General features: G+C 43.9%; 12 protein-coding genes and 1 pseudogene. All 13 read left to right on the top strand.

The window, feature by feature from the left end; all coding sequences use genetic code 11:
• The first annotated feature begins 386 nt into the window (after positions 1-386).
• The 13 genes and pseudogenes from CXF82_RS12140 to CXF82_RS12085 all read left to right on the top strand — a co-directional run bounded on the left by CXF82_RS12140 (position 387) and on the right by CXF82_RS12085 (position 16,105).
• Positions 387-1,073 carry an ABC transporter ATP-binding protein gene (locus CXF82_RS12140; protein ID WP_101091094.1) on the top strand — a complete coding sequence of 229 codons (687 nt, stop codon included), beginning with the start codon at positions 387-389 and terminating at the stop codon, positions 1,071-1,073.
• On the top strand, positions 1,063-2,106 hold the full coding sequence (locus CXF82_RS12135) for an HlyD family secretion protein (protein WP_102044252.1): 1,044 nt from the start codon (positions 1,063-1,065) through the stop codon (positions 2,104-2,106). Before CXF82_RS12140 ends, CXF82_RS12135 begins: the two co-directional genes overlap by 11 nt.
• The gene (locus tag CXF82_RS12130) at positions 2,103-3,269 is read left to right on the top strand and encodes an efflux RND transporter periplasmic adaptor subunit (RefSeq protein ID WP_101091092.1); all 1,167 of its coding nucleotides are present in this window, start codon (positions 2,103-2,105) and stop codon (positions 3,267-3,269) included. The genes CXF82_RS12135 and CXF82_RS12130 overlap by 4 nt, the downstream gene beginning before the upstream one ends.
• Before the next feature lie 50 nt (positions 3,270-3,319).
• Positions 3,320-4,507 (top strand): efflux RND transporter periplasmic adaptor subunit, encoded by a 1,188-nt coding sequence (locus CXF82_RS12125; RefSeq protein ID WP_232775196.1) that lies wholly within the window; start codon positions 3,320-3,322, stop codon positions 4,505-4,507.
• Between the two features lie 23 nt (positions 4,508-4,530).
• Positions 4,531-5,770 (top strand): annotated as a pseudogene (locus CXF82_RS12120) (ABC transporter permease).
• Between the two features lie 624 nt (positions 5,771-6,394).
• Positions 6,395-7,756, top strand: coding sequence for a Na(+)-translocating NADH-quinone reductase subunit A (locus CXF82_RS12115; RefSeq protein ID WP_101091090.1), 1,362 nt, complete (start codon positions 6,395-6,397; stop codon positions 7,754-7,756).
• Positions 7,756-8,970 (top strand): NADH:ubiquinone reductase (Na(+)-transporting) subunit B, encoded by a 1,215-nt coding sequence (locus tag CXF82_RS12110; protein ID WP_102040037.1) that lies wholly within the window; start codon positions 7,756-7,758, stop codon positions 8,968-8,970. Before CXF82_RS12115 ends, CXF82_RS12110 begins: the two co-directional genes overlap by 1 nt.
• Positions 8,960-9,109 (top strand): hypothetical protein, encoded by a 150-nt coding sequence (locus tag CXF82_RS22320; protein ID WP_157822907.1) that lies wholly within the window; start codon positions 8,960-8,962, stop codon positions 9,107-9,109. The genes CXF82_RS12110 and CXF82_RS22320 overlap by 11 nt, the downstream gene beginning before the upstream one ends.
• Entirely contained in the window at positions 9,109-9,882 is a 774-nt protein-coding gene (locus CXF82_RS12105) for a Na(+)-translocating NADH-quinone reductase subunit C (RefSeq protein WP_101091088.1), read from the top strand. The genes CXF82_RS22320 and CXF82_RS12105 overlap by 1 nt, the downstream gene beginning before the upstream one ends.
• Positions 9,883-9,885: 3 nt before the next feature.
• Positions 9,886-10,509, top strand: coding sequence for an NADH:ubiquinone reductase (Na(+)-transporting) subunit D (locus CXF82_RS12100; protein ID WP_101091087.1), 624 nt, complete (start codon positions 9,886-9,888; stop codon positions 10,507-10,509).
• An 8-nt stretch (positions 10,510-10,517) separates the two neighbouring features.
• Positions 10,518-11,126: an NADH:ubiquinone reductase (Na(+)-transporting) subunit E gene (gene nqrE / locus CXF82_RS12095; RefSeq protein ID WP_102040038.1), complete on the top strand. Its 609-nt coding sequence runs from the start codon at positions 10,518-10,520 to the stop codon at positions 11,124-11,126.
• 55 nt (positions 11,127-11,181) lie between these two features.
• On the top strand, positions 11,182-12,399 hold the full coding sequence (gene nqrF, locus CXF82_RS12090; RefSeq protein ID WP_101091085.1) for an NADH:ubiquinone reductase (Na(+)-transporting) subunit F: 1,218 nt from the start codon (positions 11,182-11,184) through the stop codon (positions 12,397-12,399).
• Between the two features lie 529 nt (positions 12,400-12,928).
• Positions 12,929-16,105 (top strand): NAD(P)-binding protein, encoded by a 3,177-nt coding sequence (locus tag CXF82_RS12085; protein WP_102044251.1) that lies wholly within the window; start codon positions 12,929-12,931, stop codon positions 16,103-16,105.
• Positions 16,106-16,176: the final 71 nt, after the last annotated feature.

Here is a 16,176-nt window from a genome sequence, read left to right as displayed (position 1 = left end):
CGACCTTATATAACGACTGATGAGTGGCGCTATATTGGTGACAGTCATAGATAAACGAGTTGAATTATTTGCACGTTGTTAATCGTGTTATTTGTTGTGTTTATAAAAAATAATCAGTAAGTTGTTTACAGAGTAAGGTGTGTTCCAAATGGATTGGATCGCTGCAATCAGGATGAAAAATGCAAACAAAGCTAAGTCGAATACAATCCTCCCCCCATATTCCCACTGTTGATAAACCATACTAGCCAACTATCGATTGATAGGTGGTTCGGTAATATCACGATAATTTACAAATTTTTTCACAATGGCTGGCTATATCATTTGGGCTTTGGTTGTATGATAGGCCCATTGTTCGGCTGATTAATTGCTATATAAAGAGCATTTTTATGATAGAAGTCCATGACTTAAAAAAAGAATATCCCATGGGTGATACATGTGTAAAAGCACTCAATGGAGTGAGCTTTAGTATCGCTAAAAATGAATTCGTTGCGATTATGGGGCCTTCAGGTTCGGGTAAGTCCACCTTGATGAATATTATCGGCTGTTTAGATAAACCAAGTTCAGGAGGCTATAGCCTGAACGAGCAAGAAGTAGCTCAATTGGATGATGACGCATTGTCGGCAGTTAGAAATAAAGAGATAGGCTTTGTTTTTCAAAGCTTTCATTTATTACCGCGCTTATCAGCATTACAAAATGTGTTACTGCCTTTAAGGTTTTCGGATCATCCTGATCAAGACCCTCGTTATGCACATGAGTTACTCGCAAGAGTCGGTTTAGAGACTCGGCATGATCACCGTCCTAATCAGCTGTCAGGTGGTCAAAGGCAGCGCGTCGCCATCGCCCGTTCTTTAGTTAATCGCCCTGCCATTTTGCTTGCCGATGAACCAACAGGGGCGCTCGACAGTAAAACGTCAGTTGAAATTATGGCCCTTTTCACTGAATTGCATAAGGCTGGCCAAACCATTATTTTGGTGACCCATGAAGAGGAAGTTGCCGCATATGCACAGCGAATTATTCGTATGAGAGATGGTGATATCGTTGAAATTGAAGAGAGGGCGACTAATGCAGCCTAATACGATTATTGGGTTAAGCAGTTTGTGTATTTTATTGGCCCTTTCACCAAGCCTAGCTCAAGCAAATGAAGTGGCCGTCAAGCCAGTTACACTGCTCAAAACTGCACCACTGTCGCCATCGCCCGCAGAGTTATCACCTTTGCTTTTAACCGGGAAAATATCCTCAGTAGACTCACAAGCGATCATGGTGCCCAAAGCCGGTGATGCCTGGCGCTATCAGATCAAATGGATGCTACCTGAGGGTAGCATTGCTAAAGTTGGCGAAGTCGTGGTTATTTTTGACAAAAGTGCTATTGCAAATCGAATTGAGCAATTAGAAGCGAGCTTGTTAAGAGTCACGGCGCAAGAACAGAGTCAATCGATAGAACTGGATGCGCAAATATTGCAGGCGGAGTTTGACCTGAAACAAGCGAGGTTGGAGCTGGAAAAAGCAGAATTAGATGCTGGGATCCCTGCCGATTATATCGCGGCTAAGAATTATGCCGATAATCAATTTAATAAGCTTAAAGCAATATCTGAACTGTCTAAAAAGGCACAGTTATTGAAAGAGATCACTGACAAGAGAGTCGCGTCAATAGCACAGTTACAGATTGATAGAACACGGGCTGAAAGAGAGTTAGAGCAGTCACTTAAAGGTCTTCAACAGTTAGAGATAAACGCCAGTCTAGATGGCCCTATTTTATATTCACGCGATCCTTGGTCAGATAAAAAATTTGCCGTGGGTGATTCAGTTCAAATTGGCCGCCAAGTCGCCACCATTCCAGCCATGAATGAGCTAGAGGTGATTGCTTGGGTCAATGAGGTTGACGCTGATAGGTTAACTATTGGTGAGCCGGTACAGCTTCGATTAGACTCGCAATCAAGCATATCCCTTAAAGGCTCAGTTCAAGGCATTAGTCGCCAAGCAACCAAACAAGCCGCTTGGGGGAATAGTAATTGGTTTCGGGTTAAGATCGCTTTTTCAGGTGATGAACGGGTGAAAATTATTCCAGGAATGAGTGTGTTAGTCGAGCCTAAGAGGGATGCATCATGAAAGCATCGTTATTGAGTGTTTCTTTATTGAGTGTTTTCTTAGTGGGTTGCTCAGACATCGCCATTACTCAAGTTGAAACCGGTGTCTTGAGTCAGCAAATTGAGGTGACTGGCGAGCTAGTCTCGTCTAATACGGTCAACCTAAAACCGCCTGCGGTTAGACGTGTGTGGCAATATCAAATTAAAATGTTAGCGCCTGAAGGTGGGGTTGTGAGTGCAGGCGATCAGGTTGCTCAACTTGACACCTCTGAGCTGGGACAACGACTTTCGGTTAAAACGGCAAGTTTAGAAACAACCATACAAGATCTAGCAACATCAAAACTTCGGAATGCAAAGAAACTGGAGGAGCTAAAGCTAGAGCTAGCTGAAGCTAAAATGAACCAGGAAAAAAGCCAGCTTAAAGTTGAGATCTCTGATGAAACTATCTCTGTCATCGATAAAAAGAAGTATCAGCGTGATGCGATTATTGCAACGGATAGAGTGAGCTTGATTAACAAGAAAATTGAACTTGAGATCATGGGCGCTGAACAAAGAGTTAAAATGCTTGAAGGAGATAAACAAAAGTTCCAACTCGAAGTGGCCGCGCTAAAAAAAGGCATTCAATCTCTTACCTTGATAGCCCCCCGCAGCGGCATGGTCGTTTACGGCAATGATCAACAAGGCAATAAAGTCGCCGAAGGCCAAAATGTGTTTAATGGGGATACGCTGTTAAGCATTCCAGACCTTAAGCATATGCAAGTCAATATGACGATTCCTGAAGTTGAAGCCGGTAGAGTTAAGGTTGGGCAGAAGCTAAAAATTCGATTAGATGCTAATCCAGAAAAAAGCTTTAATGGTGAGATCAAAGAACTTGGTGTCATATTTAGGGTGAAGAATCAGGATGTGCCTCTGGTTATCTTTGATGCTGTAGCCAGTATTGCTGAGGTGGATACAGATTTGATGAGGCCTGGAATGACGGCAAAAATTAGCATCGATATAGCTAACGATATCCCAGAATTATTGCTGTCTGTTGATGCTGTGCATTACGAGCAGGGTAATGCTTACGTGTATACCCCAGGCTTATTTAGCGACAGTAAACAATCGGTATCGTTAGGGGCAATGGGAAAAGAACAGGTTGTTATCGCTTCCGGTTTAAATGAAGGCGATGAGGTACTGTTACCATGAATAATCCATCGAAAAGGCACCACTCGGCTGCAATCCGTATCGCGATTAGCATGGTAAGCACATTGCTTTTAATTGGCACCGTAGGCTGTAGTCAACAATCTAGTGATGGCGTGTTGACGCTTGAAATCGCGCCCGCCGATTTTAAGGTTGATATCCCTGCAGCAGGGGAGTTAGAGGCCAGTAATTCAACGACCGTAACCGTGCCATCCGGGCTTAGAGGGCCACAATCTCTGGCGTGGATCATGGATAACTTTAGCAATGTAAAAGCGGGTGATGTCGTTGCCACTATGGACTCAACACGTGAGAGTTATCGCTTAGAAATGGAGAAGTTGGACTTTGACCGCTTAGGCTTAGACAGTCAGATCCAAACAGAGAAAGACAACACTATCGATAAGACTTTAACAACAGATACTAAGTTAACGGGGCAGGAACGCGAGCTCGCTGACCGCTTCTTTAGCGAAGATGAGCGAGTGTATACCAAGATAGACATTATCGACCAGATGCGTAATCAAGATTATTTAGAAGCAAAAATGATGTTTTATAACTGGGGCATCGATCAGCATGGTTCTCAAGCACAAGCTGAGCAGGAGTTGATTAAGCTTAAGCAGAAGGGCCATAAGGCGAAAATGACTCGCTATTCAAATAACCTAAATCAAATGCAGATTATCGCACCTCATGATGGGGTATTTGTGGCTAAACCAGGTTGGAGCGGGGTACCACCTGTAGTGGGCGATATGATGTGGTCCGGTATGACAATCGGTACCTTACCTGATACGTCAAAGATGCAAGCCAAGTTGTATGTGCTTGAGTCTGAAGCATTGGGTTTAGCGGTGGGTAAATCGGTGACTTTATATCTCGATGCTTACCCTGAAATGCCGATACATGGCACCGTGTCCCAGCTTGATGCTTTGTCAAAAGCGAAAGAGAAAGACAGTCCGGTTAATTATTTTGAGATGGTCGTGAGTATTGATAAAACCTTGGTTGAAGTGATGCAACCCGGCAGACAAGTTAACGCCAATGTTCATGCATTAGATCTTAAAAACGTCATCACGGTGCCTAATCAAGCTTTATTCCAGAAATCAGGTGAGTATTGGGTTTACTTAAAAACCTCAGCAGGCTTTATAAAGCAGAAAGTAGCGCCAGGTAACCGCAGTTTAAATCGTACTGTTATTACCGAAGGCCTCACACAAGGCGATACTATCGCCCTTACCACGCCGCCGAAAAGGAATCGAGTATGACGGGTAATAAACCATCGGCAAATATGTTGATTTACTGGGACGGTATTAAACAAGCCTTCGATGAGATGCGTCATCATAAGTTACGTACCCTATTAACCTTACTAGGCATGATTTTTGGTGTGGGTGCGGTTATCGCGATGCTCAGTGTCGGCGAAGGCGCTGAGCGTGAAGCGTTAAAGATGATTGAATCAATGGGGGTGAACAACCTCGTTGTAAACGCCAGAGCAACTGAGGGCGAAGCATTAAAATCAATACGCGAACATAGTATTGGCTTAAGTCTAAGGGATATCGAGAGTGCTAATGATACCTTACCTTTTGTTGAAAACTGGAGCGCAGAAAAGAACGTCAAAGTATTTAGCTTGTTTAGTTTGAAAGGTCGAAGCGATGCAAAAGTACTGGGCGTAACGCCAAGCTACTTTGATTTAAGTGCATTAGATTTAGGAGAGGGTCGCACTCTTAATGCGGCTGATGAGTCGCATTTTCAGCAGGTGGCCGTACTTGGGCCGGAGGCGGCACGGAGCCTATTCCCACAGGGCAGTGCGATAGGCAGTTTAGTTAAAGTTAACCATCAGTGGTTTACGGTGGTGGGAGTTTTGTCTGAGAAAGAGGGAACCAAGTCAACGATTCAAGGTGTTAAATTGGGTGGCGAGCGTAACCAAGTCTTTATCCCACTTAGTACAGCATTAAAAAAGATGCAGTTTAAACATTTAGAAGATGAGCTGGACTCCTTTAAATTAGCACTTGTTGACGGCATTGACCCCACATTGGCATCTAAAAGTGTGCAACATCTGCTCAATCGCCGTCATGGTGGGGAAAAAGACTTTGATGTAGTGGTGCCAGCGGACCTGCTAGCGCAGCATCAAAAAACCCAACAAATATTTAATATCGTGATGGCCTGCGTCGCAGGGATCTCTTTGCTTGTGGGCGGCATCGGCATAATGAATATTATGTTAGCGACCATATTTAGAAAGAACTGGTGAAATAGGGCTATTAAGAGCCTTAGGTGCCAAGCGCAAGGATATAGCACGTCAGTTTCTTATTGAAAGTATCGCAATATCAGCCACCGGTGGCATTATCGGTATCGGGGTTGGATTATTGCTGGCATTGGTTATCTCCACTGCCGCAGGTTGGCCTGTTGCTTGGTCTCCTTTTGCCATTGTGCTTGCCTTAGGGGTTTGTATGACGATAGGGGTTGGCTTTGGTCTATACCCTGCAAAAAAGGCGGCAAGGTTAGACCCTATTGTTGCGCTACAGCGCGATTAAATCGCTTATAGACTAGTGGAGCGATAAAAGTAACCTGTGAAAGGGCAATAATAAATTTATTGCCCTTTTTTATTGATGATATCTAACCTAGATAACACTATTTTAAGGTGCCTACACATCAGCGCTAGACTCACCGCTAAATTCTCAACTTTTATCATTGTTATCCAATAAAATAGCCATTTTTCTGGCAAAAAAAGTGCTCTGTTTTATATCATGAGTAAACTTTCAAGTTTGTGTCGCTTTATTAGATATCATCAAAGAAGAAGGATTTTATAGCAAAGCGTAAACGACTAGTTATTGGTGTTGTGGTAGTGATTTGAACTTATTTCGAGGGGGTAATGTCACGGCTGTTGAAATTTCTATCGGTTTACAAAAAAAAATCTATTTTAGGTCTTTTAGAACGCAACTCTAGAGCTGATAGTGATCAATACTTTGTGTTGTAAAATTACATTACGTCACGTTTGTATTAATTAATTACAGCGTAATAGTGTCAATGTAGCTCGAGATTAGGGTGTTCTGTATGTAAGTTACGAAATCGACCGTAAAGTGTGATGTTAAACGTGGAATATTAGTTAACAAACAACTACTATTAGTCATCCAATTATTTAACGGTTGATGTTTGTGATGACAGGTTATTCAAACCCAGTTATAACAGTGAAAAAAGGCCTTGATGTGCCTATTGCAGGAGAACCGAAGCAAGTTGTTAACACTAGCAAATCTTGCTCCCATGTTGCCCTTCTCGGAGAGGAATATGTTGGCCTAAAACCGACGATGCTAGTCGAAGTTGGCGAACTCGTGCAAAAAGGTCAGGTTCTTTTGGAAGATAAAAAGAACATTGGCGTAAAGTACACCGCTCCTGCTAGCGGTAAAGTCATCGCTATCAACCGTGGCGATCGTAGACTTTTTCAATCTATCGTCATTGAATGTAACCAAGGTGATGCTATTAACTTTGGTATGAGTCACGATATCTCCGCGCTAGAACGCAGCCAAGTGCAATCTAAATTAGTCGACAGTGGTCTGTGGACAGCGCTGCGTACTCGCCCGTTCTCTCGAGTACCTCAGTTAGACACTGCGCCTTCAGGTATTTTTGTCAGTGCAATGGATAGCAATCCATTGGCTGCAGACCCTCGTATTGTTATTGCTGAACAAGCTGAATCTTTCGCTGCCGGTATCGCAGTACTGGGTCACCTAACCGATGGTAAAGTCCATTTGTGTCAGGCGCCGGGTGCAGAACTACCTGGTAGCGATTTAGCGCATGTAAGCAATCATTGTTTTACTGGCGTGCACCCAGCAGGGCTTGTCGGCACTCATATTCACTTTATCTTATCTGCGAGTATTGAGCGTCCGGTTTGGCATTTGGGTTATCAGGATGTCATCGCTTACGGCAAGCTGTTCTTAACGGGTGAAATTTATACCGACCGCGTCGTTTCACTCGCGGGGCCAGATGTGATTGAACCTCGATTAATCCGCGTTCAAACCGGCGCATGTTTATCCCAAGTGGTTGCCGGTGAACTCACAGAGGGCAACTCTCGTGTAGTCTCTGGCTCGGTGCTATCAGGGCATACTGCATTCGGTGCGCATGACTTTCTTGGTCGTTTCCATAATCAAATTAGCGTCCTTCAAGAAGATTCAAAACATCAGGTCTTGCCTTGGATCAGAGGCGGTTCTGAGAAGTTTTCAATTACCCGAGCGGTAACATCTCGCTTTAAGGGTGCTAAGAAACTATTTGACTTCACCACCCACACCGGTGGTTCGGCTCGCGCCATGATGGCTTTCGGTCAATTAGATAGAGTGATGCCGCTGGATATATTGCCAACACTCTTGGTCCGCGATCTCGTTGTTAGAGATACAGATGAAGCACAAGCTTTGGGAGCACTCGAACTCGATGAAGAAGATCTCGCGTTGTGCACCTTTGTTTGTCCTGGTAAGTACGACTTTGGTAAAGAGTTACGTGCTTGCTTAGAAATTATTGAGAGGGAAGGTTGATGAGTCAGCAAGATAAAAAGCCTGATATCCAAGAAGATTATTATGCACCGGGCAGCTCAGTAAGAGGCTACTTGCACTCTTTATTAGTTGCAAATGGTCGCAGCACTAAAGGCAAAGTCCATGTACGTGATGCAATTGATGTAAAGAGAACCATGACGATTGTTGGCTTGTGCTTACTGCCAGCAATATTGTTCGGCATGTACAATATTGGCTTACAAGCGCAAATCGCGATTGCATCAGGTCTAGTGGCTTCCGATATTTGGCAGCTTATCCCCTTTAATTTTGTTTTTGGCGGAATGACAGAGCAAACTGGTTTTTTTGGCCTATTTGTTTACGGTTTAAGCCTTTATGCCCCTATCTATTTAACGGCGCTGTTGGTAAGTCTGTTTTGGGAAATGGTCTTTGCTAAAGTGCGTGGCCAAGAGTTACACGAAGGCTTCTTTGTTACTGCACTGCTATTTACGCTAATTTTACCGGTTTCGACACCACTTTGGTTAGTCGCGATGGGGATAACGTTTGGCATAATAATGGCAAAAGAAGTGTTTGGAGGGATGGGATATAATTTCCTTAACCCAGCACTTGCAGGTCTTGCCTTTATCTACTTTGCCTATCCATCACAAGTCACCGCGGTGACTCAATTGGTTGCGGTCGATGGTTTCTCAGGTGCAACAACACTGATGCAAACCGCTGCAGGCGATTTAAGCTTTGCAGATTACGCTTGGTACGAAGCATTTACCGACCCTAATTGGTGGAACGCATTCTTCGGCTTTACCGTTGGTGCAATTGGTGAAACCAGCACGCTGGCATTACTTATTGGTGGTGGCTTTTTAATCCTCACACGCCTTGCAGATTGGCGCATCGTGGCAGGCGTACTCGCTGGTATGATCGTAACAGCAACCCTATTTAACATTATCGGCTCGTCTAAAAATGAACTCTTTGCCATGCCATGGACTTGGCACTTGGTCACGGGTGGTTTTGCGATTGCGATGATGTTTATGGCAACCGATCCGGTGACAACGTCTTATACCCGTAAAGGTAAGGTGGCCTATGGTCTGCTCATTGGCTTTATGACGGTGCTTATTCGTGTGGTTAATCCCAAAATGCCTGAAGGCGTGATGCTGGCAATATTGTTCGCTAATTTGTGGGCGCCTATCTTCGATTATCTCGTGGCTAAAGCCAATATTAAACGGAGACTTAAACGCAATGGCCTTTAAACCTAATCAGAAAGCTGACTTACCCGCAGTGGCAATGCCAGCAATGTTGTTAGCAAAACTTTGGGAAGCGATATTTGAGTACCTACTTTATCGTACGCCAACAAGTGCAAAGCAGGTCAATACGAGGAATAAAGCGTAATGGCATTTAAGAAAGATTCATTTGTGGGCACCATGATTTTTACGGTGACCCTATGCCTACTGTGCTCATTTATGATCACTGGCACAGCAGAGCTACTTAAAGAGCGCAAGCTGGTAAAAAAGCGTGATGAACTTAAGCGTAATGTATTAATCGCGGCAGATGTCGATATCGCAGATAAAGACTTTAGAGCCATTTTTGATAAAGACGTTAAATCGATGTTGGTATCGCTTGATACGGGGGTTGTTGAAGCCAATGCCGAAGTGCTTGATTTTGACGAGCGTATGGCGGCGATAAATCCAGAAACGTCGAGTAAGCTAGAGAGAAAGAAAGATAAAGCAAAAATTAAGACCCGTGCTGATCAAGCGCGAGTGTTCAAAGTGTTTGACGACAATGGCAAGTTAACCAGCGTCGTGGTGCCTATCTACGGTAAAGGCTTATGGTCGATGATATACGGTTATGTTGCGCTGCAATCCGACTTTAATACAATAGAAAACGTGGTGTTTTATGAGCATGGTGAAACCCCTGGTATTGGCGACTTTCTTAATGATCCAGATTGGACTGATAAATGGCATGGTAAGCAAATTTTTGATGCTAACGGTAAGGTCTCATTTAAGATTGTTAAAGGGGGGGCTAAAGCGGGCGACTTACATGGCGTTGATGCCGTTAGTGGTGCAACCATGACCGGTCGTGGCGTTCAGCGAGCAGTACAGTTTTGGTTTGGCGCTCAAGGATTCGAAATGTTCTTTAATAAGCTAAAAGCGTCGGAGGGGTAATTGATGAGTACTCAAACTGCATCGACTCGTGACATTTTAACCAGTCCCATTTTTAGTAATAACCCAGTCGCCATGCAAGTACTTGGCGTTTGTTCGGCACTGGCCGTCAGTAACTCAATGCAAACTGCATTGGTGATGACATTGGCCGTGACGTTTGTATTGGTGTTTTCAAACCTCATTATCTCAAGCATACGTTCTCTGATCCCAAATAGTGTTCGTATTATTGCGCAAATGACGATTATTGCTTCATTAGTGATTATCGTGGATATGGTATTGCAAGACATCGCTTATGAATTATCACGTCAGCTTTCAGTATTCGTTGGATTGATTATTACCAACTGCATCATTATGGGACGCGCAGAAGCGTTTGCCATGAAGAATCCGCCGCATCTCGCCGTGGTTGATGCTGTCGGTAATGCTATGGGTTACGGCGTTATCTTATTAGGCGTCGCGTTTGTACGTGAACTCTTGGGTAGCGGCACCTTATTTGGGCATGAAATTCTAAAGACTGTTGAAAACGGTGGCTGGTATTTAGCCAATGAAATGTTCAAGTTACCGCCAAGTGCGTTTTTCTTAATTGGCTTAATGATTTGGTCAATAAACGTCATTCAGCGTAAACGAGGGTAGTAAGCGATATGGAACATTATATAAACCTGTTTATTCAGGCGGCGTTTATCGACAATATGGCGCTCTCGTTCTTTATGGGAATGTGTACCTTTTTAGCAGTATCTAAAAAAGTATCGACGTCTTTCGGATTGGGTGTTGCGGTTATCGTTGTGATGGTCTTAGCTGTCCCTCTTAACCAGTTGATTTATGCCAATATCTTAGCACCTGGTGCACTTGCATGGGCAGGATATCCAGCATTGGACTTGAGCTACCTACAGTTAATCACCTTTATCGGTGTTATCGCTGCGCTGGTGCAAATCCTAGAGATGTTCTTAGACAAGTACATTCCTGCACTTTATGACTCTTTAGGTATTTTCTTACCTTTGCTGACGGTAAACTGCGCGATTTTTGCTGGTGTTATTTTCATGGCTAACCGCGATTACAATCTAGGCGAGTCCGTGGTGTTTGCAGCAGGTTCAGGCTTTGGTTGGGCGATGGCCATTGTCATGCTCGCAGGACTTAGAGAGCGGATGAAATTCCATGCAATACCAGAAGGTCTGCAAGGCATTGGGATTGTCTTTATTACCACAGGCTTGATGGCGTTAGGCTTTATGGCTTTCTCTGGTATTTCTATTTAAGTCTGTTAGCAATAAAACGACTTAATGAAAACGAATTAAACAAAAGGTAGATTCGATGGAAATGGCAATTGGTATCGGTATGTTCACCGTTGTGGTTAGCATCTTGGTCATGGTGATTTTGTTCGCCAAAAGTAAATTGGTGTCTACGGGTGATGTCAACATTCGTATTAATGATGATGCAGAGAAAAGCATTTCAACTTCAGCGGGTGATAAATTACTCGGGGCACTCGCAAGTAAGAATATCTTTATTCCATCAGCGTGTGGTGGCGGCGGAACGTGTGGCCAATGCCGAGTGACCGTTAAATCGGGCGGTGGTGATATTTTGGCTACCGAGCGAGATCATATCAGTAAGAAAGAAGCGAAGGAAGGTTGTCGCTTAGCGTGCCAAGTCTCTGTGAAAACCGATATGGAACTCGAAGTTGAAGAGGAGATCTTTGGTGTTAAAAAATGGCAGTGTGAGGTTATTTCAAATAATAACACTGCGACGTTCATCAAAGAGTTGCTGCTTAAACTTCCTGAAGGAGAGGACGTACTCTTCAAAGCAGGTGGCTACATTCAAATTGAAGCGCCGGCACATAAAGTTAACTATGCTGATTTCGATATTCCAGCTGAATATCGTGATGATTGGGTTAAGTACGACCTCTTTAAGTTAGTCTCTAAAGTCGATGAAGAAGTGCTACGTGCATACTCAATGGCTAACTATCCAGACGAGAAAGGCACCATCATGCTGAACGTGCGTATTGCTACGCCGCCAAATGATAAAGTGGCACCGGGTAAGATGTCGTCGTATATCTTTAACCTGAAAGCGGGTGACATGGTGACGATTTCAGGTCCATTTGGCGAGTTCTTTGTCAAAGAAACGGATGCTGAAATGATATTTGTTGGCGGTGGTGCGGGTATGGCACCGATGCGTTCACACATATTCGACCAACTTAAGAGTAAAAAAACTCAGCGTAAGATGAGCTTCTGGTATGGCGCTCGTTCAACACGTGAAGTGTTTTACCAAGAGGATTTTGATGCGCTTGCTGCAGAGAATGAAAACTTTGTTTGGCATGTGGCACTGTCTGATCCGTTACCTGAAGATAACTGGACAGGTTACACCGGCTTTATTCACAATGTCTTATTTGAAAACTATCTGCGTGATCATAAAGCGCCAGAAGATTGTGAGTTTTACATGTGTGGCCCTCCAATTATGAACTCGTCAGTGATCCACTTGCTTGAAAGCTTAGGCGTGGAACCTGAAAATATTTTACTCGATGATTTTGGTGACTAAGCAAATCTCAATCGTTTAAAACAATAAAAACGCAGCCCATTGGCTGCGTTTTTTTATTGACTGCAAGCTACAAACTTACTCGATGTTAGACTGAGATGTAACGTGGCAGAGCAGAAACGTATTGCCATTGTTTAATACCCACGCTACTAAATAGTTCCTCACTATGCGAGTGATCTCAATCACTGTAGGCAAGTGAGTGGATTGTTGCTCCTGCGTTACTATAGCTTCCTCATCTGAGCTTTATGGAGAAAGGGCATGTCTTATTTCGTTTGGAAAAAATAGACAATGTTGTGCATATCGAACGCCACATGCGCAGCATGAAGTAAATTTGTGAGCTTCTCAGGACTCCCATTCGTGCGTTGCATTGTCTCGAAAGGGCATAACCATTTTTTCAACAATGTGCTTAGCATTGAAAGCCTTCAGAGAGCTCTGAATTGATCACATATTTAATGGCATTGGTATAACAGTGTTTTTACTGGTTTAATAAGGGGTTAACTACTTTTACTCTGGAACTTACAGGAAACTGGCAATGGACGCTCAACGCCCCAATTTTATCTATCCCCCTGGCTCAATGTTAATGCACTCACCACTGATGTTAAGTAAAGCGGATATGTACGGCTTTTTCTTAAAAGGCAAAATGGCAAATCTGCAAAAATCTATCGATACCTGTCTTAATCAAGTGGCTTGCAGTGCCATGTATTTCAAAGTGTTATCACCCTATGTGTTAACCAGTTTTACTCGGGTAGAAAAAGCCTATTCTGAGGATCCTCAAGATCGAGATAAAGGCTGGATCCAAGAAACTGATATTGTCACTTGGGTGATGGTGGGGAGGCAAAACAGCAGTGACAGTGATGATGTGAGTCATGTTTACTTCCACCCGTTACATATTTTTGTCAACGACGCGATGGCATTAATTAATGGCCGTGAGCTTTTTGGCTATCCCAAATACATGTGCGAGTACGAAATGCCTGAGGTGGGAGCGCCGCTAACGAAGCTTAGCTTATCTGCTAAAAGCTTTAAGGTGTTCTCAGCGGAGAGTGAACTTGCCATTCACCCCCTACTTAGCGTTGATTGCGAGGCAGCGGAAGAGCAACAACTATCGACATTAGAAGCGATTAGCCAGACATGGGACTTATTTAAATCGCAGACTGACTTTATCCCTGAGCTTGATAAGCTGGGTGAAAATCAATTGTTTAGTTTGTTGTTTAAACCTGCAATCGATCAAGTGTTTCTCAAGCAGTTACCGGATAGCGCGGGTAATAAAGCGGTGTATCAAGCCATTACCGCAGCGCCAGCCAAAGTGAATAAAGTGCATTCCATTGCGTTATTAGAAAATGACTTGCTGGCGACCATTTTTGACAATGCTTCATTCTCATTTAAAGACTCACTTGGTGTTGAGCTGGGCGAGCAGCATGTACTGTTGCCTTACCATGTTAACTTCGACTTTGAGGTACCGCAAGGCGAGGTACTTGTCGATAACTCGATCGTTAAAAAAGAGAAAATCGCGATATTGGGAGGCGGCGTTGCCGCAATGACGGCTGCAGTTTGCCTAACGGAGCAACCAGGTTGGCAAAATCGTTATGAGATAGATGTTTATCAAATGGGCTGGCGTATTGGCGGTAAAGGTGCCAGTGGGCGTAATGCTGAAAAAGGCCAACGTATTGAAGAGCATGGCCTGCATATATGGTTTGGATTCTATCAAAATGCCTTTAGCTTAATGCGTAAAGCGTACGAAGAACTTGATAGACCGGCGGGGGCACCACTCGCAACTTTTTTAGATGCCTTTAAACCGCATAATTTTATTGTGCTGCAAGAAGATGTGGGTGGTGATTCTGATAGTTGGCCTATTCAATTTCCTGAACGTAATGGCTTGCCTGGTGACAGTACTGAAGTGCTAACACTGTGGAAAGTGGTCAAGGCGGCGTTTAGCTGGATCCGCCACTGGTTAACTGAGATGGACGATCTGCTAGATGCACTAGAAAATGAAGATACCGCTGCGACTAAAGAGTCTGCAAGGCCAGTGCATTGGTTCAGTCGTGAATGGTTTGAACAGCTAAACGACAGCATTGAAGACTCAATTGATGACGCAAAAGAGAGTTTGTCATCACTTGCCGATAAGTTGGAATGTCATTTCAATCAAATGATCGGTCGTGACTGTGAAGCACATCATCATGATACTGAAGATGAAGGCGGTTTTGTCGAGTCCGCGGTTGATGCCTTCAGAGCACGCCTAGAAGAGCGTTTTGTCGACAAATTAGAAACCAATGATGAGCTGCGCCGCTTGTACATTGCTGCGGATTTGGGTTTGACCATTCTGAAAGGTATGTTCGTTGATGACGTGTTCAAGCACGGTTTTGATGTGATCAATGATTATGATTATCGAGAGTGGCTAACCAAGCACGGTGCTAACCAAACATTCACGGTTGATTCTGCACCAGTACGTGGTTTTTATGATCTGGTGTTTGCTTATGAAAAAGGCAACTTTGACAAACCGAATCTTGAGGCCGGGACGATTATTCGGTCTATGATGCGCATTGCGCTTTGCTATCAAGGCGGAGTGATGTGGGAGATGCAAGCAGGTATGGGCGATACCGTGTTTACGCCTTATTATGAAGTGCTTAAACGCCGTGGCGTTAATTTTCATTTCTTCAATAAAGTCGACAACCTTGAATGCAGAAATGCCAGTATTCAGGCGATTGAGATCACCGAGCAAGTGGCTTTAAAAGAGGGGCTGCAATCATACTCACCACTGGTGGATGTGAAAGGCTTAGATTGTTGGCCTAGCAAACCAAATTTAGACCAGCTGGAGCCTATTCAAGCACAGATAATGCAAGAGCATGATATTAACTTGGAGCATTTTTGGAGCAATTGGGACGAGGTGTACCAGTCACACTATGGCCATGCATTACCGAAAAAGCGCTTGGTTAAGGGCAAGGATTTTGACAAAGTGATCTTTGGCCTTTCAATAGGCTCTGTACCCCATGTAGCCAGCGAAGTGATGGCACAGAGCGAAGCATTAAGCCTAAGTGTTGATAAAGTCAAAACGGTTGCAACGCAGGCTTATCAGTTGTGGATGGATCAAGATTTAGCCGGGATCGGTTGGCCTTTAACACCTGATAATGGTGAAGAGCCAGTGCTGTCTGGCTTTACAGAACCTTTTGATACGTGGGCATCATTAACTCACCTTATCGATAAAGAAGACTGGCCAGCGATACAACCTAAAAATGCCAGTTACTTTTGCTCGGCTTTACCTGTCGATAGTTATCCACCGAGCAGTGATATCGATTTTCAAACTCAAAAGACATTAGAGGCAAAAGCCGGGGCCATTGGCCAGCTTACTCATCAAATCTATAAACTCTGGGGCAATGTTCCTACGCCGGGCAGTTCTCTGGCTGATACAGCAGGATCATTCCCATGGAAGTGGTTACATGATGAGAGTGGGGCTTCTGGCGTAGCGAGGTTTGATAGCCAATACTGGCGAGCCAATGTCGACCCGTCTGAGCGTTATGTGATGTCAGTAAAAGGCAGTACGCAGTATCGTATCGCAACTGATGGTACGGGGATAGATAACCTTTTCGTCACTGGCGATTGGATAAAAACTGGCATTAATGCCAGTTGTGTTGAAGCGGCAACAATGGCCGGAATGCAAACCTCCAAAGCCATTAGCGGTTTTCCAACAGCGATAAAAGGTGAGCAAGACTTTTAAGCTCTTTTCTGTGTATAAAATGACGTTAGGCTAGCAATAAAAAAGGCGCTTCAACCAATGTTGAAGCGCCT

The sequence above is a fragment of the Shewanella sp. GutDb-MelDb genome (assembly GCF_002836075.1).
GTDB lineage: Bacteria > Pseudomonadota > Gammaproteobacteria > Enterobacterales > Shewanellaceae > Shewanella.
Note: the sequence above shows the minus strand (reverse complement) of the source record. Positions and strands in the feature narration are given on the sequence as shown.

What these genes read in the sequence shown, in the direction of transcription:
- CXF82_RS12125 (WP_232775196.1), top strand. Translation starts at nt 3,320, where the DNA reads ATGGTAAGCACATTGCTTTTAATTGGCACCGTAGGCTGTAGTCAACAA.
- CXF82_RS12100 (WP_101091087.1), top strand. Translation starts at nt 9,886, where the DNA reads ATGAGTACTCAAACTGCATCGACTCGTGACATTTTAACCAGTCCCATT.
- CXF82_RS12110 (WP_102040037.1), top strand. Translation starts at nt 7,756, where the DNA reads ATGAGTCAGCAAGATAAAAAGCCTGATATCCAAGAAGATTATTATGCA.
- nqrF (WP_101091085.1), top strand. Translation starts at nt 11,182, where the DNA reads ATGGAAATGGCAATTGGTATCGGTATGTTCACCGTTGTGGTTAGCATC.
- CXF82_RS22320 (WP_157822907.1), top strand. Translation starts at nt 8,960, where the DNA reads ATGGCCTTTAAACCTAATCAGAAAGCTGACTTACCCGCAGTGGCAATG.
- CXF82_RS12140 (WP_101091094.1), top strand. Translation starts at nt 387, where the DNA reads ATGATAGAAGTCCATGACTTAAAAAAAGAATATCCCATGGGTGATACA.
- CXF82_RS12115 (WP_101091090.1), top strand. Translation starts at nt 6,395, where the DNA reads ATGACAGGTTATTCAAACCCAGTTATAACAGTGAAAAAAGGCCTTGAT.
- CXF82_RS12105 (WP_101091088.1), top strand. Translation starts at nt 9,109, where the DNA reads ATGGCATTTAAGAAAGATTCATTTGTGGGCACCATGATTTTTACGGTG.
- nqrE (WP_102040038.1), top strand. Translation starts at nt 10,518, where the DNA reads ATGGAACATTATATAAACCTGTTTATTCAGGCGGCGTTTATCGACAAT.
- CXF82_RS12135 (WP_102044252.1), top strand. Translation starts at nt 1,063, where the DNA reads ATGCAGCCTAATACGATTATTGGGTTAAGCAGTTTGTGTATTTTATTG.
- CXF82_RS12130 (WP_101091092.1), top strand. Translation starts at nt 2,103, where the DNA reads ATGAAAGCATCGTTATTGAGTGTTTCTTTATTGAGTGTTTTCTTAGTG.
- CXF82_RS12085 (WP_102044251.1), top strand. Translation starts at nt 12,929, where the DNA reads ATGGACGCTCAACGCCCCAATTTTATCTATCCCCCTGGCTCAATGTTA.